Source organism: Streptomyces sp. AK010, from assembly GCF_014207295.1.
GTDB lineage: Bacteria > Actinomycetota > Actinomycetes > Streptomycetales > Streptomycetaceae > Streptomyces > Streptomyces massasporeus.
In genome coordinates, this window is sequence record NZ_JACHCX010000032.1 from 22980 (window position 1) to 45808 (window position 22829).

Annotated in this window: 15 protein-coding genes and 3 pseudogenes; 8 read left to right on the plus strand and 10 right to left on the minus strand. The window is 69.4% G+C overall.

All coding sequences use genetic code 11. The features are described 5' to 3' along the window. Positions 1–64: 64 nt before the first annotated feature. Together HDC93_RS35470 and HDC93_RS35475 are read right to left on the minus strand one after the other, a co-directional pair. Entirely contained in the window at positions 65–1318 is a 1254-nt protein-coding gene (locus HDC93_RS35470; protein ID WP_221517531.1) for an SLC13 family permease, read from the minus strand. Between the two features lie 104 nt (positions 1319–1422). After that, positions 1423–2544 (minus strand): PrpF domain-containing protein, encoded by a 1122-nt coding sequence (locus HDC93_RS35475; RefSeq protein ID WP_185014926.1) that lies wholly within the window; start codon positions 2542–2544, stop codon positions 1423–1425. 172 nt (positions 2545–2716) lie between these two features. Here HDC93_RS35475 and HDC93_RS35480 point away from each other — a divergent pair, with 172 nt between their 5' ends. Together HDC93_RS35480 and HDC93_RS35485 are read left to right on the plus strand one after the other, a co-directional pair. Then, positions 2717–3670, plus strand: coding sequence for a LysR family transcriptional regulator (locus HDC93_RS35480; protein WP_185014927.1), 954 nt, complete (start codon positions 2717–2719; stop codon positions 3668–3670). 121 nt (positions 3671–3791) lie between these two features. Further along, a complete protein-coding gene (locus HDC93_RS35485) occupies positions 3792–4034 on the plus strand; it encodes a DUF5302 domain-containing protein (protein ID WP_185014928.1) in 243 nt (80 codons plus the stop codon). 491 nt (positions 4035–4525) lie between these two features. Here the strand turns inward: HDC93_RS35485 and HDC93_RS39860 are convergent, their stop codons facing one another. The 3 genes and pseudogenes from HDC93_RS39860 to HDC93_RS35500 form a co-directional block, all read right to left on the minus strand. Then, positions 4526–5263, minus strand: coding sequence for a hypothetical protein (locus HDC93_RS39860; protein ID WP_398987661.1), 738 nt, complete (start codon positions 5261–5263; stop codon positions 4526–4528). A gap of 321 nt (positions 5264–5584) precedes the next feature. After that, positions 5585–7342 carry a lysyl oxidase family protein gene (locus HDC93_RS35495; RefSeq protein ID WP_185014929.1) on the minus strand — a complete coding sequence of 586 codons (1758 nt, stop codon included), beginning with the start codon at positions 7340–7342 and terminating at the stop codon, positions 5585–5587. 264 nt (positions 7343–7606) lie between these two features. Further along, positions 7607–9112: pseudogene (locus HDC93_RS35500) on the minus strand (molybdopterin dinucleotide binding domain-containing protein); the annotation flags it as partial. Positions 9113–9148: 36 nt separating this feature from the next. On the opposite strand from HDC93_RS35500, the gene HDC93_RS35505 reads away from it, so the two are divergent. The 3 genes from HDC93_RS35505 to yidD all read left to right on the plus strand — a co-directional run bounded on the left by HDC93_RS35505 (position 9149) and on the right by yidD (position 11865). Next, on the plus strand, positions 9149–9637 hold the full coding sequence (locus tag HDC93_RS35505; protein ID WP_260419957.1) for a hypothetical protein: 489 nt from the start codon (positions 9149–9151) through the stop codon (positions 9635–9637). Positions 9638–9800: 163 nt separating this feature from the next. Next, on the plus strand, positions 9801–11564 hold the full coding sequence (locus tag HDC93_RS35510; RefSeq protein WP_185014931.1) for an FAD-dependent oxidoreductase: 1764 nt from the start codon (positions 9801–9803) through the stop codon (positions 11562–11564). 70 nt (positions 11565–11634) lie between these two features. After that, positions 11635–11865 (plus strand): membrane protein insertion efficiency factor YidD, encoded by a 231-nt coding sequence (gene yidD / locus HDC93_RS35515; RefSeq protein WP_221517533.1) that lies wholly within the window; start codon positions 11635–11637, stop codon positions 11863–11865. A 59-nt stretch (positions 11866–11924) separates the two neighbouring features. Here yidD and HDC93_RS35520 read toward each other — a convergent pair whose 3' ends face one another. Further along, entirely contained in the window at positions 11925–13112 is a 1188-nt protein-coding gene (locus HDC93_RS35520) for a PotD/PotF family extracellular solute-binding protein (RefSeq protein WP_185014932.1), read from the minus strand. Between the two features lie 303 nt (positions 13113–13415). Between HDC93_RS35520 and HDC93_RS35525 the strand changes: the two genes are divergently transcribed. The 3 genes and pseudogenes from HDC93_RS35525 (at position 13416) to HDC93_RS35540 (ending at position 18207) form a co-directional block, all read left to right on the plus strand. Then, positions 13416–13604: a hypothetical protein gene (locus HDC93_RS35525; protein ID WP_260419958.1), complete on the plus strand. Its 189-nt coding sequence runs from the start codon at positions 13416–13418 to the stop codon at positions 13602–13604. Positions 13605–14385: 781 nt separating this feature from the next. Then, positions 14386–16662 (plus strand): catalase, encoded by a 2277-nt coding sequence (locus HDC93_RS35535; protein ID WP_185014934.1) that lies wholly within the window; start codon positions 14386–14388, stop codon positions 16660–16662. 711 nt (positions 16663–17373) lie between these two features. Next, positions 17374–18207, plus strand: a pseudogene (locus HDC93_RS35540) (SAM-dependent methyltransferase). A 252-nt stretch (positions 18208–18459) separates the two neighbouring features. Here HDC93_RS35540 and HDC93_RS35545 read toward each other — a convergent pair. From HDC93_RS35545 to HDC93_RS35560, 4 genes and pseudogenes are all read right to left on the minus strand, one after another. Then, on the minus strand, positions 18460–18798 hold the full coding sequence (locus HDC93_RS35545; protein WP_185014935.1) for a hypothetical protein: 339 nt from the start codon (positions 18796–18798) through the stop codon (positions 18460–18462). A gap of 255 nt (positions 18799–19053) precedes the next feature. Then, positions 19054–20193: a GH12 family glycosyl hydrolase domain-containing protein gene (locus tag HDC93_RS35550; RefSeq protein ID WP_185014936.1), complete on the minus strand. Its 1140-nt coding sequence runs from the start codon at positions 20191–20193 to the stop codon at positions 19054–19056. Between the two features lie 230 nt (positions 20194–20423). Further along, on the minus strand, positions 20424–21446 hold the full coding sequence (locus tag HDC93_RS35555; RefSeq protein ID WP_185014937.1) for a LacI family DNA-binding transcriptional regulator: 1023 nt from the start codon (positions 21444–21446) through the stop codon (positions 20424–20426). Positions 21447–21788: 342 nt separating this feature from the next. Next, positions 21789–22709, minus strand: a pseudogene (locus HDC93_RS35560) (glycoside hydrolase family 48 protein); the annotation flags it as partial. Positions 22710–22829 lie beyond the last annotated feature (120 nt).

Here is a 22829-nt window from a genome sequence, read left to right on the forward strand (position 1 = left end):
ACAGCGCCCGGAGGTGGCCGGCGGCACCGCGGCGGGGGAGCGGTCCCGGTGATCTGCCCGGCGGCTACGACCAGGGCAGGACCAGAGCGCCCCAGGCGACGACAGGTCCGAGGGCGACGATCCCACCGGTGTAGCCGATGATCTGGCGGTAGAAGCGCCGACCGTCCACCCCGCGGGCGTTGCTGAGGACGAGTGCGCCGTTGGTGGAGAAGGGCGAGGTGTCGACGATCGTCGTGGAGACGGCGAGCGCGGCGATCAGCCCGGCGGCGCTGAGGTGGCTGGAGAGCAGCAGTGGCACGGCGATGGGGATGATCGCGGTGAGGATCGCAGTGGAGGAGGCGAAGGCCGAGGTGACGGCCACGGTGAAGCACAGCAGCAGGGCGACGGCGGCCGGTGCGCCCAGGCTCGCGGCGTGCTCGGAGATGTTCTCGATGATGCCGGCCTTCTCCAGCATGGCGATGTAGGTCATCATGCCCGCGACCAGCAGCAGGGTGGACCAGCTGACGCCGTCCACGGCCTTCTCCTGCCGCTGCATGTCCACCAGGGCCAGCAGCGCACCGGCCGCGAGAGCCAGGAAGCCGATCTCCAGGTGGAAGCCGAGAGCGCCGACGACGAGGGCGACCAGGCAGGCGAGGGTGAGCCACTGGCGCCAGTCGGGCCTGCCGGACACGGCGAGGCCCTCGTCCTCGGCCGCTTCCTCGGTGCCCTCGGCCAGCGGGGCGGGGCGCTTGGCGAGCAGTGCGTAGGTGAGTGCCGAGAGCACCAGGTTGATCAGGAAGCTGGCGCTGAACAGCGTCACCGCGGAGACCTGCAGTTCGGTCTTGTCGACCAGGCCGAGCACCAGCGCACCGGACACGGCGAGCGGGGAGAAGGCGCCCGCGTGACCGCCGCTGATCACCATCATGCCGACGACCAGCGGATTGAGCTTGTAGCGGTAGGCGAAGTTCATGCCGATAGGCGCGAGGATCGCGACCGCGGCGGGGGTGAACGTGCCGAACGCCGTCAGCAGGGCGGCCACCAGGAACAGCACCCAGGGGATGAGCGCGACCTTGCCGCGCACCAGCCGTACCCCGGCCGCGACGAGCCAGTCGATGGTGCCGTTGCGGCGGGCGACGGAGAACAGGTAGGTGACCCCGACGATGGTGACGAAGAGCTTCGCCGGGAACCCCTCGAAGATCTCGTCCTCGGTGAGGCCGAGCGAGGCGGTACCGACCGCGAAGGTGGTGACGAAGGCGAGAATGCCCAGATTGATCGGCAGCACCGTGCCGACCACGAACATCACCAGCAGCGCGCCTATGGAGATCACTTCAGCAGACATCTTTGTCCTTGGTGCGATGGGGGAGGGGCGCGCCCCGAGGGCGCGAGGGTATCCCGGTGCGTGCGGCTGGGGGACCGGCCGACCGAGGTGATGTCCGTCCCGGTTCAAGCAGCTTGCGTACGGCCTGCTTCCGGGACGTAGATACGGGCGTCGGCCAGCAGCCGTGCCGCGCGCTGCACGGTGACCCGCCGCGGCATGCCGTCCCGTACGTCGGTGCAGCGGACCGCGACGATGCCGGCCGGTGTGCCGAGCCGCAGCCACTCGGCGGTCGGGCCGCCCGTGATCCGGCAGACCACGGAGCCCTCGACGAGCCCGGCCGCCGCGACGGCCACGGCGGAGGTCAGACCGATCGCCGGATGCGGGGCGTTCATGCTGAGCATGCGCACCGAGACGTCGTAGTCCTCGGCCGCGACGTGTTCGCCGAGAGTGGTGGTGTACGGCACCGGCGGGCCCACCAGGCCCACCTTGGGCACCGCGTCGCCCGGTTCCTCGCCCGGCTGGAGCAGTCCCATCAGCGGGGCGGCGGTATGACGCACGGTGCGCAGCCAGGGCACGTCCGTGCTGACCCTTTCCAGGGGCTCGGCGCCGGTGCGGCCGGCTTCGGGGGCGTCGACGAGGACGATGGGCGCTCCGGCGTCCACCATGCTCACCCGTACCGGTGCGGCGGCAGCGACCGGAAGCTCCTGTGCGGCCCGCCCGGTGGGGAGCAGTGAACCGGTGGTGCCACCGGCCGGATCGCGGAACGTGAGACCTACGGCGACCCCGCCGGCACGCGTTCCGGGTACCGTCTGGCGGCCGAAGTGCTGTACGACGCCACCGGTGGTGCCCACGAGCCCTTCGAGGACCGCGCCTGTGTTGGTGTTGCGCATCACCACACGAGTCCGGTCACCGGTGATCGCGACCATGCCCTTCGCGACCGCGTACAGGGCGACGCCTGTGGCGCAGTTGCCGCAGTTGCTCGTCCACTCGACCGAGCCCGTGCCGATGCCGACCTGGGCGAAGAGATAGTCCACGTCCACGCCGGGTTCGGGGGAGGCGCTGACCACCGCGGCCTTCGAGGTGGTGGGGGTCGCCCCGCCCACGCCGTCGAGTTCCACGGGATCCGTCGCGCCGTACGCGGCGACCAGCAGCTTCTCCAGTTCGCCACGGCCGGCGGGGACGTCGACCTGATTGAACAGCCAGCACTTGCTGGTGCCGCCACGCACCAGGGTCGCGGGAGTGTGCACGTCTGAGGCTCTTCCTTGATGCAACGAAGGGGAGGGAGGGGCCGAGCCGGTGGTGAAGGGCGCATTGCGTGCCGGTGAACCGGTCGGCGATTGCGGAGACCTTCGCAGAGGCGTGACTTCGGAACAATCGCAGTTCGCTTCACATGGGTTTAGCTCAGCTAAAGTCACAGGAATGCTGAACGTGCGCCGACTGCTGCTGCTCACCGAAGCCACCGAACGCGGTTCGCTCACCGCCGCGGCCGAGGCACTGGGCATGACCACCTCCGCCGCCTCACAGCAGGTGTCCCTGCTGGAGCAGGAGGCTGGGCAGCCCCTGATCGAGCGGCTGCCGCGCGGTATCCGCCCCACCCCGGCGGGCGCCGCCCTGGCCGGGCGCGGTCAGGCGATCCGCCGTGAACTACGGGCCGCTCAGGCCGACTTGGACTCCTTCACCGCCCTCGATCAGGGCACGCTCAGGCTCGGTTCCTTCCCCACCGCCAGCGCATCCCTGCTGCCGCTCGCGCTCACCCGTTTCCGGCGCCGCCACACCGGAATCCGCATCGAGGTGCGTGCCGGGGTCCTCGCGGAGCTCCGGGAGATGCTGCACACCGGGGAGGTGGAGCAGGGGCTGCTCTGGGACTACGAGTGGAACCGCCTCGACGATCCGGCGCTCTCCCTCACACACCTCCTGGACGACCCCACCGTGCTGGTGGTCCCCGCCGACTCACCCCTGCGCACCCATCCCGCCGTGCGACTCGGCGACCTCTCAGACCAGGAGTGGATCATCCGCGCCGACAACCACCCCGTCGCCGACGTCCTGCGCCGCAGCTGCCGCCAGGCGGGATTCGAGCCGCGGATCGCCTACTCCTCGCACGACTACCAGGAGGCGCAGGCCATGGTCGCCGCTGGACTCGGTATCGCCCTCGCCCCCCGCCTGGCCCTCACCAGTCGGCGCAGCGACGTACGCCTCCTGCCCTTCGCGTCCGACGTCCCGGCCCCCACCCGCCGCATCCTCCTCGCCCGCGCCACGGCCCGCCCCGCCACCCCACCCGCCCAGGCGATGGATCGAGTCCTGCGCACGGTGGCACAGCGGTTCACCGCGCCAGGCCTGCACCGCGCCCACCTCGGAGCGGTTCGCCGTGGCTGAGGCCGTGTACCGCTGAGCCCGGCTGTGAGCCGGAAGGGCGGGCAATGGCAGTCGGCGGCGCCTCGTGCGGTACTCGGCATGACAAGCTGTGCTCTCCAACGTCCGAGCCCAGGAGGTCACCATGGCCGCAGAGTCTCCATCACCAGAAGGTTCGGAGTCGGCTGACGCCGAGAGCCCTGCCCTCACGCCCGACGCCGACGGACAATACGATCTGAAGCGCAAGTTCCGGGAAGCCTTGGCCCGTAAGCGCGGTATGCAGGCGGATGCCGCCGACCTCGCTGCGAATCCCCACGCGTCGAAGATCCGCGGCGCGCACGGCCCGGCCGCCAGCCAGCGGTCGTTCCGGCGCAAGAGCGGCGGCTGAGCCAAGAACGACCACTAGACGAGACTCGGCAGGGCACAGCCCACCACACCGACGAGGTGGGCTGTGCCCTGCCGGGCGCAGTCGACCTGGTGGCGAGCGAGAGGACCCTGGCCGGTCCGGCCGGCGTCCTTCGGCTGAGTCCGGCGTCCGTCACCAGGGCGTCGGCGAGCGGAGCCGTTCCCCAGGTGATGAAGGACCGTGCGGTGCGCGGGGTGCCGCCCGCGTTCTTGGTGCCCGGGTTGCCGAAGTCCAGCTCGGTGTCGGTCGACCAGTCGCGGGTCTCTCCCCGCTGGACGTACGTGTCGACGCGTTGCTGAGGATGGACGTCGAGGGGTCGACGGTGACCGGGTACCGCGTCGCGGGGTCGGCCGGGAATTCGGCGTCCGGCGTGACCACGAGGTCGATCGAGAAGTCCCGCTGCTTCACCTGCATCGCCACCGGCACGCGGCGGGTGTGCTCACCGGACCGTTCGTCTGCCGTCGCGTCCCACATCACCGGCGCGGGCATGACGGCCCGCTCCTGGCCTGTCTCGCGGTCCGTGAACAGCACGCTCCCGTCCGGCTGTTGCCTGGCGCGCAGTCCTTCCGCACGCAGCGGGAGGGTGTAGCCGTAGTCCTTCGTGGACGGGCGGTGCTTGATCTCGACGTACTGCTCGAATCCCGTACGGGTGGCCTCCACGGCGACGTCGGCGCCCGGACGGCATCGGGGTAGGTGGCGCGGCTCCCGTCCAGCTCGGGCTGCGGCAGGCCGCCCTTCCGCTGGAGCGTCACCTGCTGCTCGCCCTCGCCGAGGGTGACGAGGTCGAGCGCACCCGCCGTGCGGGTGGCGCCGAGGGAGGAGGCGGGTGTCCCGCCCTTGCCCGCGAGGGTGAGCGAGGCCGGGTGCGCCATGGGCGCCACGGTGCCGTCACGGCGTTCGGTGAGATCCGTGTCGACGGTGACCCAGCTGCCGTTCCGGTCGAACCGCACGGGGCCCGCGGTGAGTTCGCTCGTCAGGGAGCCGTCCTGATTGACCCAGGTGGTGGACGTCTCGGTGCGCTCGGACAGCGCCTCCACCCGCTTGCCGAAACGCTTCGCCTCGGCGAGGGCGGACGCCACATCGGGAGCGGAGGGCTTCCCGGTCGGTGCATCCACGGCGGGTGTCGCCGCGACGGCCGGCCGGGGCGTCGTCAGGAGGTCCCCACTCAGCAGAGTCAGCGAGAGGGCGAGCAGGGCAGTGGTGCGGGGCACGCGTCTGAGCGCGCGCGAAGAGTCCCGTTCCCCCGGAACGGGCGGTGATATGTGCATGCTGTGTATGCGACCCTTGGTCAGATGGTCATGAAGCAATGAAGAAGTCGTAAAGTCAATGCCTGGCTGGTGTGCACACATCACCGAGAGGCTGATTTGCACCATTATGATCATGGAAGTGGTGCGGTGGGCTTCGTCCCGGAGAAGTGAGGGGACCTCAAGCGCTCTGTGCCGTCCGCCGCGCGCCGACCCACACCGCACCGTCCACGGCTACGTCCCCGCCCTGACCTCGGGCGGGGACGTCATCCGCGTCGGACAACGGTGTCAGTTGGCGTTCACCAGGTCGTGCGCCGGCACGGTGACCGTCCGCTTCCCCGGCTCGCCGCCGAGCACGATCTTCCGCAGGGCACTGTTGTTGTCGAGGTTGGTCTCCTTCAGCCGCTTCTCGGGGTTGGCCAGCACCTGGATGTAGTAGGTGCCGTTGGGCACGCCGGTGATGTCGAACGACTGGCCCGGCAGATCCTGGGTGTACGTGTCACCGGATCCGACGTCCAGCACCTCGCGGACGGAGATCGAGTTCTCCTCACCGCAGGCGGTGGCCAGGTCCGTGTTGTACGGGTGCCAGTTGGCGTTCTTCACCGTGTAGTCGATCGCGTCGGTGTTGGCCAGGCAGAACGCTTCCTTGCCGCTGCGCACGGCCTCCTTCTTGTCGGCCTTCAGCAGCCGGTAACTGGCGAAGTCGGTGAAGTGCCAGTGCACGTGCCCCGGACGCGGGTCCCACTCCATGGTGCCGGTCGGGGTGTAGCCGACCTGCTTGCCCTTGGCGTCGTAGAAGTACTGGAAGGCGTCCATCTTGGCCTTGCCGGGGGAGCGGAACCCGTCCACCACGAGCTGCGCCGGGCCGGCGTTCCAGACGTTGGCGCTGAACGCCAGGTAGTCCTTGCCCGGAATGTCCCTGTCGCCGTCGCTGATGGTGATGCCGTAGGCCGGCAGGGAGCGCAGGTCCGGCTTGGGGACGTCCGGGACGGAGGGCTTGCCGGCGGGCCGCTTCGACAGCGGCTTGAGGGCGGGCGCCTGACGCGAGCCGTCGGTCTGGCCGCCGACGTCCCTGGCCTGCTGAGACAGTGCGGACTGCTGCTTCTTCTTCAGCGCCCACGGCAGGGCCGGCGGCGCGGCCTTCAGCGGACCGTGGCCCACGTTGTACGAGGGACCCGCACCGCTCGTCACCGGCGCGGCAGCCTCGGCGCGGCTCGGGGCATGCCCCGGCCCGTGACCGGCGTGCGCGGTCGGCGCCTGGTGACCGGCACCGTGCCCGGCGTGCTCGCCGGCCTTCGCGGAACGGGGCGGCGCCCCGGCGGAGCCTTCTTCGTCCTCTTCGCTTCGTTCCACCACGGTCACCTCGACCGTGGCCGCCTTGCCGGCGATGCCGAACAGGTCTCGGTACTTCTTGGCGACACCGACCTTGGCCGTGTACGTACCGGCCGGCAGCTGGACCGGCTCGCCGTACGAGCCCGCGTAGGTGTTGGCCGCCCAACCCTTCTCTATGCCCCACACGGAGCCGAGGGTGAAGGGGTTGGTGGGGCAGCTCTCCGGATACTTGGACTTCGAGGGTGCGTCGGGCCGCACGCGGCCGCTGGCGTTGTTCGGGCAGAAGCTCTCGCTGCGGGTGAGGACCTTCTTGCCGGCCTTGTCGGTGAGGGTGATCTCCGAGAAGCCGGGCAGTCCGGAGAAGTTCTTCACGGTGCCTGCGGGCAGCTTCTTCGCCTTGGGCTTGCCGCCCTCGTACACGGTCTGGGTGACAGCCACCGGGTCCTTGTAGGACTTCCGGGTCACCTTGAGCTCCAGCGGCGTCCCCTCGGCGATGAGGTAGGTGCCGAGGTCCAGGTACACCCCCGGCTCCTCCTTCCAGGAGGTGAGCGTCACCGAGGTGGTCGCCGCGACGAGGCTCAGCTCGGGGCCCTTCGTGCCCTGCGCAGGCTCCTGAGCCGCGGCCACGATGCCGGCCGTAACGGCCGTCACGGCGATGGCCGTGGTGCCGGCGAGCAGCGTGCGCCGCAGCCGAGCGGTGCGTCTTCTGGTCATGGTTCCCTCGTCCTCCGGTGCTGTGAGAAGCAGGCGGCACAGCTCGTCCGCGAGGTCCGGGCCTGTGCCGTCCCGTAAGGGCGTTTTGCTCCGCCCGCGCTGTGAGAGGAACGGACCGGTTGCGCGGTTGTCCGAAGGACGGAAAGGGGTGGAGTGTTGGCCGAATGCCGTCGGGGTGACGAGATCCGGCCGTCGGTGCGGGCACTCCTCATCCGCGGGCGGGGCCCTCTGTCGTCACGCGTCCGCTCGGGATCGTGCCGTCGGTCAGGGGCGTGTGGGCTGTGTCCGGCCGGGAGTGGGTTCCAGGCGGACGACGATGCCCTTGGACGTGGGCTGGTTGCTGATGTCGGCGACGCTGTCCAGCGGCACCAGGACGTTCGTCTCGGGGTAGTAGGCGGCGGCCGAGCCCTTGGCGGCCGGGTAGGACACGACCTCGAAGTTCTCCGCCCGGCGCTCGGCGCCGTCCCCCCGGACGCTCACCAGGTCGACGTGATCGCCCTGGGCGAGGCTGAGTTCGGTCAGGTCGGCCGGGTTGACGAGCACGACGTGGCGGCTGCCGTGGATGCCGCGGTAGCGGTCGTTTTTGGTGTAGGGGACCGTGTTCCACTGGTCGTGCGAGCGCAGCGTCTGCAGCAGCAGGTGCCCCTCGGGAGCGTGGGGGACCACGCGCTCGTTGCAAGTGAACAGGGCCTTGCCGACCGCGTTGTTGAAGACGCCCTCGTTGACGGGGTTGGGCAGTTGGAAGCCCCCGGGCCGGGTCACCCGTGCGTTGAAGTCGTGGAAACCCGGCACGATGCGGGAGATGCGGTCGCGGATGGTGCCGTAGTCGCCCTCGAACTCGGCCCAGGGAATGTCCGCCTTGCCGCCCAGGGTGCGGCGGGCGAGCCGGCACAGGATGGCGACTTCGCTGAGCAGCAGCCGGGAGGCAGGCTCCAGGCGGCCCTGGGAGGTGTGCACCTCGCTCATGGAGTTCTCGACGGTCACGAACTGCTCACCGCCGGCCTGGACGTCACGCTCGGTGCGCCCCAGGGTCGGCAGGATCAGCGCGGTGTCGCCGCAGACGGTGTGCGAACGGTTGAGCTTGGTGGAGATGTGGGCGGTCAGCCGGCACGAGCGCATCGCCTCCTCCGTGACGTCGCTGTCGGGAGCGGCGCGGACGAAGTTGCCGGCGAGGGCGAGGAAGACCTTGACGCGCCCTTCGCGCATCGCCTTGATGGAGTTCACCGAGTCCAGGCCGTGCGGGCGCGGCGGGTCGAAGCCGAACTCCTTCCGCAGGGCGTCGAGGAAGGTGTCCGGCATCTGCTCCCAGATGCCCATGGTGCGGTCGCCCTGGACGTTGCTGTGGCCGCGCACCGGGCAGGCGCCGGTGCCGGCGCGCCCCAGATTGCCGCGCAGCATGAGGAAGTTGACGATCTCCCGGACGGTGGGCACGCCGTGCTTGTGCTGGGTGATGCCCATCGCCCAGCAGACGATGACGCGTTCGCTCTTCAGGACCTCGTCCCGGACCGTCTCGATCTCCTCGCGGGGCAGTCCGGTCGCCGTGTGCACGTCGTCCCAGTCGACCGTGCGGGCGTGCCGGGCGAACTCGCCGAAGCCCGTGGTGTGGGCATCGACGAAGTCGTGGTCCAGGACGGTGCCGGGCCTTGCGTCCTCGCCCTCCAGCAGCAGACGGTTGAGGGCCTGGAACAGGGCGAGGTCGCCGCCGGGCTTGATGTGCAGGAAGCGGTCGGCGATCTGGGTGCCGCGTCCGACGATCCCGCTCGGCTTCTGACCCATCGCGCCGCCGAACTGCGCCCAGGCGGCCAGATGGTGATCCTCGGCGGAGCGGCGGCCGACGACGCTTCCAGCGGCGCCGAAGGCGTGATGGACACGGCGAACGCGGTGTTCGTCGAGTTGGTTGAGCGGGGACTGCTCGATGCGGACGAGTATGCCCGCATGATGATTCCCACGTGGAACAGAACCCTGGAGGAGTTCCTCGCCCCCTTGCGCGCCGAGCCGCTGGTACGCGACTTGAGCGTCGAGGAGCACAGCCTTGTCGCACTGCCCGACATTCTGCTGGAGGAGTATCACGCGACGCGGGACGTCGAGCACTTCGCGGGCCGGGTGACGGGATTCTTCGAGGCGGCGTTCGGGCCGTCCCTCTTCAGCGTCCTGAGCCCGGGTGGCCGAAGTCCTGAGGCCCTCACCGAGCTGATGGCCGAGTTCCGAACCCGCTTGGCGGCTCGCGTCGCTGCCGACCCGGGAGCCGTCGAGACGCACTGGCACGTGGTTCTCCTCCGCATCGTCCGCCGATGACGTCGGCACATCTGGGAGATCTCGCCGGGCGTCGAACGGGAGCTGCTGCCCGGGACCTCGTCAAGTGATGTGCCATCAAGCCAAGTTGCGTCGGCTGCCTTCCGGGATCGTTGCCTCGACCGTATTCTCGTGCGGCCGATGTTACCGACGGTAAGAGGTGGCTATGAGTGGCACCACGCGCAGAGGGTTCCTGGGCACCGCCGCGGCCGCCGGCGGCGGGGTGGCCCTCGGAACACCCGGACGGGCTTCGGCCGAGAACGGCTCCACACCGCAGACCGTGGCGGTCCTGGGCGGCGGCGTCGCCGGGCTCACGGCCGCCCACGAACTCGCCGAGCGCGGCTTTTGGGTCACGGTCTACGAACGCAAGGCCCTGGGCGGCAAGGCCCGCAGCATGGACGTACCGGACAGTGCCACCGGCGGCCGACGCGCCCTGCCGGGCGAGCACGGCTTCCGCTTCATCCCCGGCATCTACCACAACCTGCCCGACACGATGCGGCGCATCCCGTTCCCCGGCAACCCGGGCGGCGTTCACGACAACCTCGTCGCCCCCAAAGAGATGCTGTTCGCCAGGTCGGGCGGCCGCGAGGACATCCGGATCCCGCTGCCCTGGCCCGACAGCACCCCTGCCGAACTCACCCCCGACGACATCCGCCGCGCCTTCACCGCCGTTCTGGACACGGCCTTCAACCTCCCCCTCCACGAGGCCCTCTACTTCGCCAACCGCATCCTGGTCTTCCTCACCAGCTGCGACCAGCGCCGCGACACCGTATGGGAGCGGACGCCCTGGTGGGACTTCGTGCGGGCCGGACGGATGTCCTACGACTACCAGCGCGTCCTTGCCGTCGGCATCACCCGCAACATCGTGGCCACCAAGGCGGAGGAGGCCAGCACCCGTACGGTCGGCACGCTGCTGGAGGCCTTCGCCTTCAACCTCCTGGGGCGGGGCGCGGACGGCCCCCTGGACCGGATCCTCAACGCGCCCACCAACGAGGCATGGATCGACCCCTGGGTGAGCTACCTGAAGTCACTGGGAGTGGAGTTCCGCGTCGGCTGGACCGTACGGGACCTGACCCTGGGGGCGGGTGCGATCGCCGGAGCCGTCGTGGAGGACCCCTCAGGCGCGCGCCGGACCGTCACCGCCGACCATTACATCTCGGCGATGCCCGTCGAACACGCCCGCCGCACATGGAACTCCGCCGTCCGCGCAGCCGACCCCCAGCTGGCCGAGTGCGACCGCCTGGAGACGGACTGGATGACGGGCATTCAGTTCTACCTGACCGAACGCACTCCGATCCTGCACGGCCACCTCGACCTCATCGACTCCCCGTGGTCGCTGACCGCGATCGCCCAAGCCCAGCACTGGCCCGGCCGCGACTTCCAGGCCGACTACGGCGACGGCACGGTGGCCGACTGCCTGTCCGTGGACGTCTCCGAGTGGGACCGCCCGGGCATCCTGTACGGCAAGACGGCCAAGCAATGCACCCGTACCGAAGTGGCACGCGAGGTGTGGGCTCAGCTCAAGGCGTCGCTCAACGACAGCGGCCGTACGGTCCTGAAGGACTCGGTGCTGCACTCCTGGTTCCTCGACCCCGCTGTCGACGGCCTCGGCACGCCGCATCCCGTCAACGACGAACAGCTGCTCATCCACCCGGTGGGCACCTTCCACCACCGCCCGCGGTCGGCTACGAAGATCCCCAACCTCTTCCTGGCCGGCGACTACGTGGCCGTGCCCATCGACCTCGCCACCATGGAGGGCGCCAACTCCTCGGCCCGGCAAGCCGTCAACGCCCTTCTGGACCGATCCGGATCCACGGCACAACGCTGCATAGTGACCTCCCTGTACCGAGCCCCCGAACTGGAGCCTCTCAGACGCCACGACCGCACCCGCTACCTCCTCGGGCTACCGAATGCCTTCGATCTCGGCTGAAGCCCTTTGCTGAAGGGGGCATTGCTGAAGGGGGCTGGGCGACGCGCCCAGCCCGGGAGCCTGGCGGGGGGTGGCCGCCGCGATGTACCGGTCCGTGCGGCACTACCGTGTCGCGGTCAGCCCGACCCGGCCGCCATGCTGCCCGTACACGCCGAGCTGCTCCACGAACGCCGTACAGGCATCCCGCCACCACGGCGCCCTCCGCGGCGGCCGGCTGATGCTGGCGCGCCTGCTGCGCTGCCGCCCCGGCGCGGCCCGCCGCCGCGCCTACCAGGACCCGGTACCGCCGGCCCGTCACTGACGGACACGGTCCGGCTGCCGCCGACAACCGCACCTCGCCCGCCCCCGCTCACCGCCGCCTCACAGACCCGCGATCTGATTCCACCGCTTGCCGAACTCCACCCGCTCGTCCGAGTTGATGTCCCGCGCGATGGCGAGCCGGCCGCGCATCTCCTTGTCGGGGAAGACCAACGGGTTCTCGGCGAGGGCGGCGCTCTCCTCGTCCTTGGCGGAGGCCAGGACGTCCCGGGCGGCCGGCACCGGGCAGACGTAGTTCACCCAGGCGGCCAGCTCGGCGGCGACCTCGGGATCGTAGTAGTGGTCGACGAGCCGCTCCGCATTCGCCTTGTGGCGGGCGAGGTTGGGAATCATCAGCGACTCGGCCCAGAGTTCGGCGCCCTCCTCGGGGACGACGAACTCGATGTCCGGGTCGTCGGCCTGGAGCTGGATCACATCCCCCGAGTACGCCTGGCAGGCCAGGACATCACCACTGGACAGGTCCTTGATGTAGTCGTTGCCTGTGAAGCGTCGGATCTGTCCCCCCTTCACCTGCTTCTCCACCTGGTCACAGACGGTGTGGAAGTCGTCGGCCGTCCAGCGTGTGATGTCGACGCCGTTGCCCTGCATCAGCAGCGCGAACGCCTCGTCCAGACCGGACAGCAGTGTGACCCGGCCTTTCAGGTCGCTCGCCCACAGGTCCGAGACCTGTCGTATCTCCCTGCCGGTCCTGCGCCGGTTGTACGCGATCCCGGTGACGCCGGACTGCCATGGCACCGTGCACGTGCGGCCGGGGTCGAACGCGGGCGACCGCAACTGCGGGTCGAGGTACCGGGTCACGTTCGGCTGCCGGGCCCGGTCCATCTCCTGCACCCAGCCGAGCCGCACGAACCGCGCGCTCATCCAGTCACTGACGACGACCAGGTCGCGGCCGGTGGACTGATGGTTCATCAGAGCCGGGCTGATCTTGCCGAAGAACTCGTCGTTGTCGTTGATCTCCTCGATGTACTCGACCGAGATCCCCGTGCGCTTCTCGAAGGCCTCCAGAGTGGGCCGCCGCGAGGGGTGTTCGTCATCGGTGTCGATGTACAGCGGCCAGTTCGCCCAGTTCAGCCGCTGTTCGGTGGAGGACAGATCGGCGGCGGCGCGGTCGCCGGGCCGCACATACGCGGCCGGGACACCACACCCGGCGAGTCCGCCGAGGGCCGCACCAAAGCCCAACGCGCGCAGCGCAGTACGGCGGGAGAGCGGAGGGATCGTCTTGAGGGGCATTGGGGCAGCATGCCGCGCCCGATCACAACCGAGCAATTGACACGGCGTCGAGAAGCCGAGTATGCGCACCGGACACCTTGTCAATATCCTCCACTTGCCCCTGAGACGACATGCGTACGCTACGGGGCCTCATATTCCGAATAGGGGCACGCATTTGGCGGCATGCCGCATCACCCCCGGGGAATTCGACATTGTCCCAGAGACGCACTCTCTCACCCGGAGGAACCAGCAATGACACGAGGGGATACGCCGCAGCCATCGGAGCTCGGAGACCTCGAACCCGGCGCCAGACAGCGCACCCAATTGCCCAGTCGTATAGCCGACATCGCCTGGACCGCACTGTGGGTCCTCGTCGCCCTGTGGGCCGTTGGGGCCTCCGTCGGCGTCGTGCGCGGGGTGACGGCGTGGGGCTACTGCGTCGGAGCCTGGGTGCTGCTGGCCGTCGCACTGGCGATGCGGGTCCTGGTCGTCCGCCGCCGGGCCCGGATATAGGAAGGGGGGCCGCTCATGGAACGCGTCAACTCCTGTCTCGGCAAGCACCTGTGGCTCCAGGTCCTCCTGTCCGTTCTTGTCGCCGGCGCCGTGGTCTGGATGTTGTACCCGGAGCGCTCGCCCGTCTCGGTCGTGACCCGCGTCGCTGTCACATCCCTCGGCGGTGTCGTCGTTCTGCTGGTCGTACGCAGGAAGGAGAAGCGCGCCGCAGGTGGCTCGGCAGACAACCTCGTGTCGCTGGACAGGATGCTGCGCCGGGGCGAGGTGCCCACCGATCCCCAGACCCGCCACGCCATGCGCGACCTGGTCGATCACCGTCTGCACCGCACCCGCCACCGTGTCGCCGCCCAGATCCTCCTCGCCGTCATGTGGGCGACCCTCGTGGTCCTCATGGCCCCTACCCGCGGGCCTGCGGCAGACCCTCGGCATGACCGTGCTCGCCGGAGTTTTCCTGACCTGGCTCGTCCTCTACGGCAGCCTGCAGCACCGCCGGCTGCGCACCATGCGCGAGGCGCTTCAGACGCGTGACTGATGCGGCCTGCCCGCTCTGCGTTGCAGCGGCAGGAACCACCGGCCCGCCCACAGCACGGTGCCCTCACCCCCCTGACCCTCGCCGGGTGCGAAGGGCACGGCCGCGTGGAAGCGTTGCGGTGACAGTGCCCGTCGAGCCCGACCGGTGATGAGTACGGCACAACCGGGTACCCGGCGCCGGATCTCACGGCCCCCCATCCACATGGCCGCGCGCCGGCCGGGGCCGGTCAGACGTGGAGGAACGATAACGATGAGCCAGCCCAATCCCCTCAAGCGGGCGGCGGACAAGGTCACCGAAGCCGTGCAGGGCGCCGGGGCGGGACCGGAGGAAGGAATCCCGGGCAAGCCGGCCCCGGAATCCCCCGGTGTCGCGGAGCCCACGGAACCGCGCGAGCCCCTGCCGCCGAAGCCCGACCAGAGCGGCCCGGACACGATGTCCCCCACAGGACAGGCCACGGGCGCGGCCCAGGCACGCGTGGCCCAGTCCGGCGCCTACCTCACCGATGCTCAGGGCACGCGCAGGTACGACACGGATCACTCGCTCAAGGCAGGCCCGCGCGGGCCGGTACTGCTGCAGGACCACCACCTGCGCGAGAAGATCATGCACTTCGACCACGAGCGCATCCCGGAGCGAGTCGTGCACGCCCGCGGCGCCGCGGCCCACGGCGTCTTCAAGAGCTATGGCACCGCGGCGACCGTGTCGAAGGCGGCGTTCCTGGCGGCGGGCGCGGAGACGCCGGTGTTCGTGCGCTTCTCCACGGTGCTGGGCTCCCGGGGCTCCGCCGACACGGTGCGGGACACCCGCGGGTTCGCGACCAAGTTCTACACCGAAGAGGGCGTCTTCGACCTGGTCGGCAACAACATCCCGGTCTTCTTCATCCAGGACGCCATCAAGTTCCCGGACGTCATCCACGCCGGCAAACCGCACCCGGACCGGGAGATCCCGCAGGCCCAGAGCGCGCACGACACCTTCTGGGATTTCGTCACGCTGCACACCGAGGCCACCCACCACACCTTGTGGAACATGTCCGACCGGGGCATCCCGCGCTCGTACCGGACGATGGAGGGCTTCGGCGTCCACACCTTCCGTCTGGTGGCCGCCGACGGCTCCACCACGCTGGTGAAGTTCCACTGGAAGCCGAAGCTCGGTGTGCACTCCCTGGTGTGGGAGGAGGCACAGATCGCAGGAGGCGTCGACCCCGACTTCCACCGCCGCGACCTCGCCGACGCCATCGAGGCGGGCGCGTACCCGGAGTGGGAGCTGGGCATCCAGACCTTCCCCGACACCCCCGACCAGACCTTCGAGGGCATCGACCTGCTAGACGCGACCAACCTCGTCCCCGAGGAGCTCGCCCCCGTCCAGCCGATCGGGCTGCTGACACTGAACCGGAACCCGTCGAACTACTTCGCGGAGACCGAGCAGGTCGCCTTCCACGTCGGTCACCTCGTGCCCGGCATCGACATCACCGACGACCCGCTGCTCGCCGGACGGCTGTTCTCCTACCTGGACACCCAGATCACCCGGCTGGCCGGCCCGAACTTCTCCCAGATCCCCATCAACCGGCCGCACTCGCCGGTCAACGACATGCTGCGGGACGGCTTCCACCAGGACGCCGTGCACCGGGGTGTGGCACCGTACCGCCCCAACTCACTCGACGGCGGCTGCCCGTTCCTGGCCGGCGCGGACACCGGGGCGTACATCGAAGTGCCGGTACGGGTGCCGGTGGCGGCGAAGGTCCGGGAGGCTCCCGAGTCCTTCTCGGACCACTTCAGCCAGCCGCGCAGGTTCTGGCTGAGCATGAGCGCCGTGGAGCGGGAACACATCATCGCCGCCTACACCTTCGAGCTCGGCAAGTGCTACGAACAGGCCATCAAGGAGCGGGCCCTGCAGGTGTTGGCCAACATCGACGCGGAGCTGTGCGCGGGCGTCGCCGAGGGTCTGGGGCTGCCGGCCCCTGAGCCGACCGTGCCGCCGGCCGAGGTCGAACCGAGCCCGGCGCTCTCCCAGGTCGGGCAGTCCTGGCCCACGGACGGCCGCCTCATCGGCATCGTCACCGGCCCCGACGGGGACCTGGACGGCGTGCGGGCGGTGCGCGAGGCGGTGCTCGGCGCGGACATGGTGCCGCTGATCATCGCCCCCACGGGCGGCAAGCTCGGCAGCGGCGACGACGCGGTCACCGTACAGCGCACGTTCGTGACCGCCCGGTCCATCGAGTACGACGCACTGCTCGTGGCCGGGGCACCCGCCGCCGGCAGTGACGCCTACGGCTCCCGCGACGCCAAGGCACAGCCCGCCGGTGCGCCCGGAGCGGTCGACCCGAGGGTGAGCCTGCTGCTGTCGGAGGCATTCCGCCACGGCAAGGCGATCGGCGCCTGGGCGGGCGGCGACGCGGCCCTTCAAGCGGCCGGGATCCCCGCCGACGCACCGGGCGTCGTGGTCGGCCAGGACGGCACGTCCGTTCTGGAGCAGCTGCAGGAGCCGATGTCCCAGCACCGCGCGTGGGAGCGCTTCGTCACGAACGCCTGAAGCGGCAGCACGCCGTTCACACGGGCGGCCCGGGCTGCTGCAATTGGCGGGCAGCAGCCCTTCGGGCACCACAGTCAGCGGCAGCCCGCTCCGCAGCGACCCGTCACTGTCGGCGTCGATCGCTTGTGTCAGCAGCGCCATGTTGCTGAAGACCTCGTGGGGATCGGAATCAGCGGCCAGCACCCGGGGCCAGAGCTTCAGCATCTTCCTTCGTTTCATTATTCCGTCAACCTTCTCCAGCGGAACTGGACCTGTTCCCACATGCCGCACCTGACCAACCCGCCCGCGCACGAGCCGTGCGGTGAATCGACCTCGGTTCCACGGGTACTCCGTGTGGAAATCCAACATGTCGAGCGGCCTTTCGGAGAGTTATGACGCAGGGGACTGAAAGTGAGAAGGGCAACCGGTTCTGTAAGGCATGCGGTGCGTCGGCCGAAGACGGAAAATTGTGCAAGCACTGCGGAACGGTTCTGGATCTTCCCGATGAGGGTGGGCTGATCGAAGACCAGGGTGCCGCGGTGCGGCGAGACTTCGAAGGGCGTGCCCCTCATCCGGAAGTCTGAGTCCACCCAGGGGCAAGTGGTCAGAGTCAGGCGCCGGCCCTCGGCCATCCCTCCCATGTACGTGATGCTGGGTCAGTGACGGGGGTGGCTGCCGCAGGGTCGGCTGCTGTGCCGAAAAGGGGGGTGCGCAGGCGATGTTGCCGGAAGAATGGCTGCCATGAGGCACGAAGGCTCTTCCATCGACCCGGCAAAGCCCAGCATCGCCCGCGTCTATGACTACCTGCTCGGCGGCAAGGACAACTACGCCGTGGACCGTGAGATCGGCGATGTGTTCAAGCGCGACCTGCCCGGTTCGGTGGCCATCGCCTTCGCCAACCGCGCGGCTCTGACCCGGGCGGTCAGTCAGATCGCGAAGACCACCCGCATCCGGCAGTTCATCGACTTGGGCAGTGGCCTGCCGACCGCGGACAACGTCCACCAGGTCGCGCAACGGCACGCCCCCGAGTCCCGGGTCGTCTACGTCGACATCGACGACCAAGTGCTGGTCCACGGCCGAGCACTGCTGGAGGACAACGACCGGACCCGCGTCGTCGCGGTCGATGTGCGCAACCCCGAGGGCATCCGCTCTCACCCCGCCACGCTCGAACTCATCGACTTCGCTCGTCCCGTCGCCGTCATCCTCAGCGCCATCCTTCACCACGTCAACGATGACGAGGACCCGGCCGGCATCGTCCGCTACTGGCGCGACCATGTCCCGTCCGGAAGCTGCTTCTTCATCAGTCACTTCCGCTCGGGCAACAACCCGGAGACCAGGGAGGCCGAGAAGGTCCTCCAGTAGACGTTCGGCCGCGGCCGGTGGCGCACGGACGCCGAGATCGCCTCCCTGCTGGACGGCCTGGAGATCCTCGACCCCGGGATCGTCCCCGCGCCCTTGTGGCGTCCCGACGAGGCCGACACCCCCTGGAACAGCGGAGAAAGACGAGAGCTCACGGTCTGGGAGCACCTCATCGCCGCCGGACTGGCCCGGAAAGCCCAGACATGATTCCCGGATGGCGGGCGCCGGGCCCATCGCACGCCGTCCCCCGCTGCCGTCGCTCCCGACCCCCCGACTGACAGCGCCCGCTCCGCTCCGAGATGGTCCTGCGCATGCTGAGCGTCCCGCCGGACGACGCCCGCGAGGTTGCCCGGTGCCCCTTCCCGACCCCGCCTGACGGCTGGACAGAGTGCAGCGGTCGAGCACGCGGGCCGGTGCAGGACTGGTCAGTCAGGGTCGGCCATGACCCCGCCATCCACATCAGACATGGGCGCGGCCGAGGCAGAGGAACACGGCCGCACTGACAGCGCCGTCCAGAGGCCCCAGCAGCGCCACCCTGGCGAAGCGAGCAAGACGACGGAAGCCAGGGGCGAAGTACAGGGGCGTCAGCGTGGCGGCGATGAGGCCGACCTGGAGCGCCGCCACTTGCGCCAAAGGCTCCAACGACAGCGGGGTCGCCCAGGCGACGGAGAGAACGGTCATGACAACGAGGGGACCGAACGTGACCAGTGCCGCCCAGCTCCAGAAGAAGAGTGCGACGTAGGGCCATGCCGGCCAGTCGGCGAGGTTGCGGGGCTTGACGTTCCGGGTCACGTTCACGGATCCAGCCTGAAGGCGGCGACCGGACGGCGACATGAGTGCGATGACTCATCTGCATCTTCCCACCCACTCATCCCGACTCCCTGCGCAGGTGACGCGGGATCTGCCCCTGGCAGATGAACGGGTAGACCCGGTCGGCGGCCCTGACTTGCGGGAACAGTTGACCCGGCACTGACCCGGCTGCCAGGCCGCCCTGCGGCCTGCGGGGACCGCCTGTCCGCGGGGGACAGGCGGTCCCCGCAGGGGGAACGTGTGTCACGCGGTGGTGCAGGCGGTGCCGTTCAGGGTGAAGCCGGAGGGCTTGGCGAAGGTGCCGCTCGAGGTGCCCTGGAACCCGAAGGTCACCTGACCGCCGGCCGCCACCTCGGCGTTGTGGGCCACATTGCTCGCGGTGACGGCTCCTGACGACCCGGACAGGTTCGCGTTCCATGCGTTGGTGATCTGCTGACCGGACGGGAGGGTGAACGCGAGCTTCCAGCCACTGACACGGGAGGAGCCGGTGTTGGTGATGGTGACATCGGCGGTGAAACCGCCCTGCCAGGCGTTCGCCCCGTACGCCACCTTGCAGGCCGTGGAACCTCCCGGGGTGCCGGGGCCGCCCGGGTCACCGGAGGAGCCCGTGTTGACGGTGGAGGAGAACGAGTTCACAGCGAGGCCCGCACCGTTCTGCCAGGGCTCGAACCCCGCCTGAACGCTCGTCAGATACCAGTTGTTCTGCGCGAGCCCCCGTGCGACGGCGTGCCGGGCGAAGTCCATGACGTCGAAGTTCCAGCTGGTGATCGCCGACGGTGCGACGAACGACAGCACGTCGTTCGAGCCGTTGCTGCCGGACCAGACCTGCCACTCGCGCCCGGCCACGTTGGCGGAGCCCACCGGGGAACCGATGGGCTGGACGGCTCCGACCTTGTTGAACCAGAGCATGATCTCGGTACGGTTCACGCCGTCGGTCCGGGGCGTGGGATCGAGCCAGATGTCGTACGAGGCGTTGTACGCCGCGTCGTTCACGTAGGTGTAGGAGATGCTCGAGGGCGCGGACGAGATGGTGCTGAGCTGAGCGGGGAGCTTGGTTCCGGGCGAGCAGTTGGTGTAGTGGCAGCCGTTGTAGACGGACGGGTAGGACTTCGGAGCGCCGTTCGTCGGGACGGAGCCGTCGGCCTGGGTGATCCTGAACCCCGAGTCGTTGACGGCGATGCACTGGGTGGCGCTGGTGCCCCAGCGGTTGTTCTGGACCACGTAGCGGCCCTGGATGGTCGTCGAACCGAACGGTTGGCAGATCGCGGTGTCGGCCTGCGCCACCGAGGAAGCGGTCAGTAACGCGGCGAGCGAGACGAGCGAGGTGAGCAGCGCGCCGAGCAGGCCACGCGCGCTGTGGGCATGGTGGGGTGAAGGACGCATGCGGATCCTCTTCGAGGAGGGGTGGGGGTAACGGGAAGTGCTTCCCGGGAAGCTGCAAGTGGGAGCGCTCCCAATGGGGGATCGGCACGGACTGTAGGGACGCTTCAGGTCCCTGACAAGACTGTCGGCATGAACCTGTCGTCACCGATTCCGGAGCCGCAGGTCAGACGAGGGCATCGAGACGCAACGCGTCAACTCCAGGACGGTTTCTGGGGCTTGGCTGGCGAACGTCAGGTCGAGTCGCGGACCACCAGCTGCGTACGGAGGATGACGTGACGCCAGGCGACGGCGCCCTCCTCCATCTCCTCCAGGAGGAGCCGGACCATGGCCCGTCCGATCTCCTCGATCGGCTGGCGAACCGTGGTCAGTCGTGGTTCGGTCCGCTGAGCCAGCGGAAAGTCGTCGAAGCCGATCACGGCGACATCCTCCGGCACCCTGCGCCCGGCCGCGCGCAGCGCCTCCAGAGCTCCTGCGGCGGTGGTGTCCGACGCGGCGACCACGCCGTCGATGTCCGGATGGCGTTCGATGAGCTCGGCCATGGCGCGGCGTCCGCTCTCCGCCGTGAAGTCGCTCTCGGCGACACGGGTCTGCTCGCCCTCCAGGCCCGCCGACGCCAGAGCCTCCTGGTAGCCGCGCAGTCGGCACTGGGCGGCGTACAGGTCGAGCGGCCCGGTGATGGTGGCTATGACCCTGCGGCCCCGTTGCAGAAGATGGGAGACGGCGCTGCGGGCTCCGCCGATGTTGTCCGCGTCGACGTAGCTGACGTACTCGTCGCCCGAGCGGCGCCCCAGCAGCACGGTCGGCATCCGGGCCTCGGCGAGCATGTCCGGCAGCGGATCGCCGGCATGCACGGACATCAGCAGGACACCGTCGACCCGGCCGCCGCGGGCGTACTCGAGGAAACGCTGCCGCTCGGCGTCGGAGCGGACCAAGGTGAGCAGCAGTTGTATCCCGGTGTCCGTCAGCGCGTCCCCGAGCGAGCTGACGATCTCGGAGAAGAACGGCTCCGCGAACTGCCGCCAGTCCGGCTCCGTCATGACCAGGGCGACGGCGTCGGCCCGCCGCCCGGCCAGGGAACGGGCCGCGAGATTTGGCACGTAGCCCAACTCCTCGATGGCCCGCTGTACGGTGCGGCGGGTCGACTCCTTCACGCCCGCCGCGTTGTTGATGACGCGGGAGACCGTGCCCCGACCCACCCGAGCCCGGGCGGCCACCTCCTCCAGCGTCGGTGTCCCAGGGCGTCGCCTGCCCATGACCACCTCCCCCACGAGATCACCGATCTTACCGGCCGGAGGCAATCGAGCACATGACTTCGGCAACGGCACCGGGTCAGGCGGTCGCGCCGCGCCCCAGGGTTGGGAGCGCTCCCGACTTGGTGGGGAGGTAATCGGTCTGTTGCTGGTGGTCGACGGTGGGAACAGGCTTCTCGGGGCTCTGCTGATCGCGTTTGCGTGGGGAAACGCCGTGCCGTACGTCGGGGGCGCGCAAGCACTGGAAGAGACCGGGACCGGGCGGCCCCTGGGAGAGTGAGGCCGCCCGGCGGGGTGACCCCGTCGCCCTGTGACGGGGTCGCGTACGCGGATCGCCGGCGGGGGCTACTCGAGGAGTTCCGCGTACGAGCCCATGGCCAGGGCGATGTCCGCCTGGGCCCAGAACCGGTGGTAGGTGAAGACGGGCGCGGCGCCGCCCTTGAGGTAGGACTCGATCTTCGACCAGGCCGGGTCGTTCTTGTAGAAGGACCGGATCGAGGAGAACGTCGAGGACGAGTCGATGGTCTCGCCGTTCGGCATCTTGCCGGTCCAGCCGCTCGGCACGTAGAGCCTGTCGTTGAAGCGGCTGTAATCGGTGCGGGTCTCGGGGACGGCGATGCCGAGGCTGTCCTGGTGGTGGTCCCACATTCCGTCCAGCAGCGCCTTCGCCGTCGACTTCGCCTTCGCGTCACCGGACTTGGCGCCGTAGTACGTCAGGGTCTTGGCATACGCGGCCGCCACGCCGACGTCGTTGGTGTAGTCCGCGACGGTGACGTGAAGTTTCTTGTTGGCGCCGGGACTTGACGCGTTCCAGGTGTCGGGCTGGCCCGACCACTGGAGGGTGGAGGGAATCTGGTAGGTGCCGTCGGGGTTGATCGTGGTCTTGGACAGCGCCCACTTGACCCACTTGTCGAGGATCGCCTTCGCGGAAGCGTCCCCCGTCTGCTGGTAGTACTCGGCGACCCGCTCCATCGACCATGCCTGGAAGCCGAACCACTGGTTGGACGGCGGGTCGTGGTAGACGGGCTGCTGGTCGTAGTACATGCCGTAGAACGTCGACTTGCCCGAAGGCGGGGTCGCGTAGCGGCCCGCCCAGCTGTTGGTCGAGCCGCCGGCGATCGCGCCCTCGTCCGACTGCAGCCAGCGGTAGAACTCCATCTGCCGCTGAAGTGACTTGCTCCAGTCGGCCACGCCGGTGGAGGACTTGGGCTTCAGGTCGGCGTGGGAGCTGAGCGCGTATGCGGCCAGCGGGTTCTGGCCTCGCCCAGTGCTCGCGCTGGGCGAGTGGCCTCGTCGTCGGCTGGACAAGCCTGTCCGGTAGGAAGCCTTTTGGCTGGACAAGCCTGTCCGGTAGGAAGCCTTTTGGGGTGGGTGTTCGTTGTTGAC

What these genes read in the sequence shown, in the direction of transcription:
- HDC93_RS35510 (WP_185014931.1), top strand. Translation starts at nt 9,801, where the DNA reads ATGAGTGGCACCACGCGCAGAGGGTTCCTGGGCACCGCCGCGGCCGCC.
- HDC93_RS35480 (WP_185014927.1), top strand. Translation starts at nt 2,717, where the DNA reads ATGCTGAACGTGCGCCGACTGCTGCTGCTCACCGAAGCCACCGAACGC.
- HDC93_RS35535 (WP_185014934.1), top strand. Translation starts at nt 14,386, where the DNA reads ATGAGCCAGCCCAATCCCCTCAAGCGGGCGGCGGACAAGGTCACCGAA.
- HDC93_RS35485 (WP_185014928.1), top strand. Translation starts at nt 3,792, where the DNA reads ATGGCCGCAGAGTCTCCATCACCAGAAGGTTCGGAGTCGGCTGACGCC.
- HDC93_RS35550 (WP_185014936.1), bottom strand. Translation starts at nt 20,193, where the DNA reads ATGCGTCCTTCACCCCACCATGCCCACAGCGCGCGTGGCCTGCTCGGC.
- HDC93_RS35520 (WP_185014932.1), bottom strand. Translation starts at nt 13,112, where the DNA reads ATGCCCCTCAAGACGATCCCTCCGCTCTCCCGCCGTACTGCGCTGCGC.
- HDC93_RS35470 (WP_221517531.1), bottom strand. Translation starts at nt 1,318, where the DNA reads ATGTCTGCTGAAGTGATCTCCATAGGCGCGCTGCTGGTGATGTTCGTG.
- HDC93_RS35555 (WP_185014937.1), bottom strand. Translation starts at nt 21,446, where the DNA reads ATGGGCAGGCGACGCCCTGGGACACCGACGCTGGAGGAGGTGGCCGCC.
- HDC93_RS35505 (WP_260419957.1), top strand. Translation starts at nt 9,149, where the DNA reads ATGGTGATCCTCGGCGGAGCGGCGGCCGACGACGCTTCCAGCGGCGCC.
- HDC93_RS35495 (WP_185014929.1), bottom strand. Translation starts at nt 7,342, where the DNA reads ATGACCAGAAGACGCACCGCTCGGCTGCGGCGCACGCTGCTCGCCGGC.